The 4,337-nt window shown below is 51.9% G+C and carries 4 protein-coding genes; 1 reads left to right on the top strand and 3 read right to left on the bottom strand.

Translation table 11 applies throughout. The annotated features are described in order from the left end of the window. The first annotated feature begins 17 nt into the window (after positions 1–17). Positions 18–170 carry an inovirus-type Gp2 protein gene (locus KW848_RS32710; protein ID WP_375154765.1) on the top strand — a complete coding sequence of 51 codons (153 nt, stop codon included), beginning with the start codon at positions 18–20 and terminating at the stop codon, positions 168–170. A gap of 441 nt (positions 171–611) precedes the next feature. On the opposite strand, the gene KW848_RS31175 is transcribed toward KW848_RS32710, so the two are convergent. The 3 genes from KW848_RS31175 to KW848_RS31185 form a co-directional block, all read right to left on the bottom strand. Further along, the gene (locus KW848_RS31175; RefSeq protein WP_218539158.1) at positions 612–1,883 is read right to left on the bottom strand and encodes a hypothetical protein; all 1,272 of its coding nucleotides are present in this window, start codon (positions 1,881–1,883) and stop codon (positions 612–614) included. Positions 1,884–1,894: 11 nt separating this feature from the next. Next, a complete protein-coding gene (locus KW848_RS31180) occupies positions 1,895–2,914 on the bottom strand; it encodes a nucleoid-associated protein (protein WP_154913829.1) in 1,020 nt (339 codons plus the stop codon). A gap of 566 nt (positions 2,915–3,480) precedes the next feature. After that, the gene (locus tag KW848_RS31185) at positions 3,481–3,810 is read right to left on the bottom strand and encodes a hypothetical protein (protein ID WP_218539159.1); all 330 of its coding nucleotides are present in this window, start codon (positions 3,808–3,810) and stop codon (positions 3,481–3,483) included. Positions 3,811–4,337 lie beyond the last annotated feature (527 nt).

A 4,337-nucleotide genomic window follows, 5' to 3' on the forward strand; every position in this document is an offset into this window, starting at 1 on the left:
TCGAGGAGGCAGAGGGCTTGGTGCATATCCCTGCAAACGCCACATTCCACCTCTCTCAGGATGATTCGGGGGAGATGGATCGATACTTCTATCGGGTCAGTTACCTCTGCAAGGCTGAGACCAAGGATTACGGGAATCGATGCCGTGCGTTTGGTTGTAGCAGGGGATAATGAGCCCTGTATAGGGCTCCATGATCGAGCAGGGAGTGCCTTGCTCTGCCCCGTCGATAAAGCGATATATCGTACTTGTAATCGATCTTTCCAGTTTTGCTCCAATGTGTTGGGGCTTTCGGACTTTCAATGAAACGGGTTCAGCACTCTAGACCGCCCCGCGGAAGATTTGGTACGCCTGAAAATTGAACTGGGGTTCACCAGTCCACAGGCTGCTTAGTATTGCTTGCAGCCCTCGCGACAGGCCGTAAACGGCTCAATGCGACAGCAAGCCCCCCATGATCTAAGTGAGCTGGTTGGATGTGAAGTCCATGGTGATCTATGCCGATTTCCAAACGCCATTCGGCGACAGGGAAATCAGGGTTGAGGTCTGCGACAGCGCTTGGCCGGGGGGGGGCTCAAGGCGGCCGTGGCTACGGTAGCGGGCAAGCCTGCCGCGCTCTACAGCGGCCAAAAGTTGCTTAGCAGCTTGGCGCCTACCATTTGAAGGCTGGTCAACAAACCTGATGCCCATTCGAGCGGAGGCGTCAGCAGCAGTGCAATTTCCGGCGTCTTGACCACAAACACGTAGCTCGTGATAGCCGTTAGTACAAAGGAAAGCACGGTGAGCGACCAAGCCATTTTCAGGTTCAGATTGCAGTCGGCTTTTAAACTGTCGAAGATCGTGGCCACTTCAGCGAAAAGCTTCGGCAACTCCTGACGGAAGCGCTTTTCTTTCTGCACGATTTCTTGCCTGATCGCCTTGATGGCAATCATCTGGCTTTTGATGAGCCACACGATGATCGTCAGAAAAAACAGTGACGACATCATCACCGTACAGTTGATGGTGAGATGATTGTCATCTGTCGCGTCTTTTAGCTGCGTTGTGGCTAGGATCGTGGAAACCGGTATCGCCAACAGCTTGCCCTGGATACCAATGAGCAGTCCATTGAGCTTGACGCTGAACTCTCGTTTCTGCTCATTGAGCTTATCGAGGTCGTTGTTGAAAGAAAAATTGGAGATGAACAGCTCATAGTTGTTCTGTGCATTTTCAAGCATTTCATCGCAGTGGCTCAACAGGTGCGCCAACCGGTTGGACTCTTCGCAGGACTTCAAGCTGGAGATCAACGCATTACGAATGAGCCGTTTTTTTTCGGTGCCGTGAAGCGTGTCGGACAGCATGTCTTCCAGCTTCTGTAGGCCATTGGCGACGATGTCGGCGGTACGTCGCACGGTTAGGGCGCTGACACCGTAGGTCAGATAGATCTTCTGGTCGTAGGTCATCAGCGTGAAGCGACTGCCTGTTACTTCCAATATGGCATTGCGCTCAAGCTGCTTGATGAAACAGGACGCTCGGATCACGGCGGGAGACTTGTCCGTTGGCTCGTCGCTCCAGGTTTTATAGCCCGAATCGAGCAGTGCGAAATGCTCAGGCAGACAGTGCAGATTGAATACGCAGAGCAGGTCGTCCTCATCTTTGGCAAGGCAGTGCTGCGACCCGCGAGGGGGGACGATTGCGATTTCGACGCATTGCTCTGCGGCGGTACCGAGGGTGATGAGTCGTCCATTCTGGCGTACCTCAACCTCGACTGTATCGCTCTCGTTTAACCTGTCCAGAATCACGCATTGCGGTGCTTGTAGGCGCAATGTCGCGGTGAGTCGATGACCGGACCATTGCAAGGGATACATGCAGTGCAACCGCAGAATATCCTCTATCTCGTCGATGGGCGTCATGGAAGCCATCATCAGGCTTTCGGAATGTTAGGCTTGATGCTATCAGGCACCTTGGTAATGACTAGGTGCCCCTCAGCGTTTAGGTAAATGGTCTTGTTCTCCAGGGCCGCCTGTTCGAACGAGAGCGTATATTCCTTGTTCGGTCCAGAGACCCTGTATTTGAGCAGTGACTTCAGGTGCTTGGCGACAGGCTCGAACTCCGCAGGGATCTCTATTTTGCTCTGGGTGACAAAATCGATGAAGCTATCAGGATCGCCCGGTTCCAATTGGTTGGCTACTTCACGCAGGGTAATGCTTTCGCCCTTGGCGATTTTGCCATCGGCCCACTCCTGGATGGCACGGCGGCTGTTCAAGGCCTCGTCCTCGCTCTTGAACTCCTCGCAGTAGTTTTTTATCAATGTCACGAGTTGTTGAGTGTGCTTGGACGGATCTAAGTAGGCTTCCTCATCGATCCCCAAGAGGGACTTGAAATAGCCCACCACAGTGTCTTTCCGATTCTTACCCTTTAAGAAGGAAACATGGGGCGCCTCAAGGTCCTTGTCAGCTTCCTGCCAACGGCGTATGTCGATATTCGCTGCAAAGTGCAGTTTGTCAATGTCGAGCGTGTCGATTTCTTCAAGATTGAGGTCCGCATCAATACCGATGCCCTTGGCATTCTTGATGAGAACAATCATGAGATTAGGCTCCCCATCGATCAGGTAATCGATGATAGTCAAGAATCCCCCGGTGGCCAGTGGCGCCTTCTCTAGCTCGATTTTGAGCTGAGAGAGGGTGTCCCTAGAGAACTGGTAAAATCCAAGTTCCTTGGCGAAGTATCGCTTGGTTTTTATGTCGAACCAGCTATCGGCCAGGATACGGGCGTACGCCATGTTGCCCTCGCCCTGATAACTCGTAAGGATCGTGCTTACAAGGGTGTTGGCCTTGGGTTCCGGAAGCTCAATCTGTCGTTCGCGTGGAACTAATACAACGCTCTTGTCACGTTGGTTGGTCACGACCTTGTGAAACACAAATCCTTGTAGCTGAAATTCCATGATGATCCTTGCCGGAAGCCGCGGGCATCCCCGAGTGGCGGGGATTCTAGCTCATACCGGCATGAAGTCACATTGCCACATACTGCGATTCATCTCGTCAACTCCTCTAGCAGCCCGCCACACTATGATGACGCTGTATGAGTAAACTGTATTTGGGTTTCAATTTGCTGGCAAGTCTGCGGTGTTCGCGCAGATAGCTTATGGCCCGTCATTGCAAGCTGGACAATGTCCTGCGTCGGTAAAAGGGGATTGCCCTCACGGCACGATCAGATGACCGAGTCTTCCAAAAAAAGGATTTAGGTGCGGCGCGGGGTAACGTCTTAACTATCCTACGGTGAACTTTTGGCCGATTGCTACCTGTCGCTAATATCAGCGAGGAGGAACGGAACCTACGATCAGTTAGGCGTCGAGATTTTGGATGGAGTGATGGTTTACAGATAGCCAGTGATACGACTACCGTACCTTGAGATTTGATGCCTCAGTCGATACGGACTGGCCGGTCGGATAGCCCGTGGTACCCGAACGCGATTTGATGTCTGACGAGCGAGCCAAATCAGTTCGGCTACTCACATCGACTTTATCGATACCACTTCCACAAACCTGAATTTCTTTCTCGCCATCTTAGTCGCTTCTTGCTCCGCAACCAGGGAGTTCAGCGTATCGGCCTCATGTACCATCTCGTGCATCTTGCCTTCAAATTCATTTCCGACGCGCAGCGTAACTCTCAGCCTGGGAGTAAAGCCTTTCGACACCTGCTTTTTTTTCGCTGCTGTTATCGGTTTCACCATCGCGACATCCGTGACGGCTTGCATGTGTGTATTAATTGCCGACGCGGGAGGCTCAGATCTACCGAATAGCGCCCGTCGCATCTCTTCTTCCATCAATTCCGTATTCATACCAGTTCTCAGAAAAGGCGTTGTGTATAACCTACCCCATTATAGCCGGAACCACTGCTAGGTTTGGGGTTGTCGACGGGAATGGAAACGACATGTCTGTGGAGTATTCACTGTCAGACCTGCTGGAAAGGATGTATGTAGCGGTCAACTAATCTGGGACACGACGTTAAGTTTTTCTTAAGCCCGAGCTGGTGCCAGCCCATCGTCGAATTGATGTGGTGAGCCAAGCTGGTCTGGTCCAGCAGTCTTGTGATGGAGGTTGACGCCAATGAACACTCGGTGGTCCTTTTCAACTTTTGGGAGCTTTCGGTCTATCGGCGCGTAGGCGGTGTGAGCCTGGATTAAATTCAATCTTGCATATGCCAAGTGTTAATTCGCCGGGTCGGAAGGAATCGGTTTTTGAGCGAATTCTTGAATAAGAGTGATCGCACGCTGCGCTATTGGAGATAGGGTTTTGCCGGCCACCTGTACTATCGCGTAGTTGAGATAGAATGTTTCCTGCGGTATTTCTGGGGTGAGCTGATATT

Source organism: Pseudomonas sp. PDM25, assembly GCF_019219045.1.
Classification (GTDB): Bacteria; Pseudomonadota; Gammaproteobacteria; order Pseudomonadales; family Pseudomonadaceae; genus Aquipseudomonas.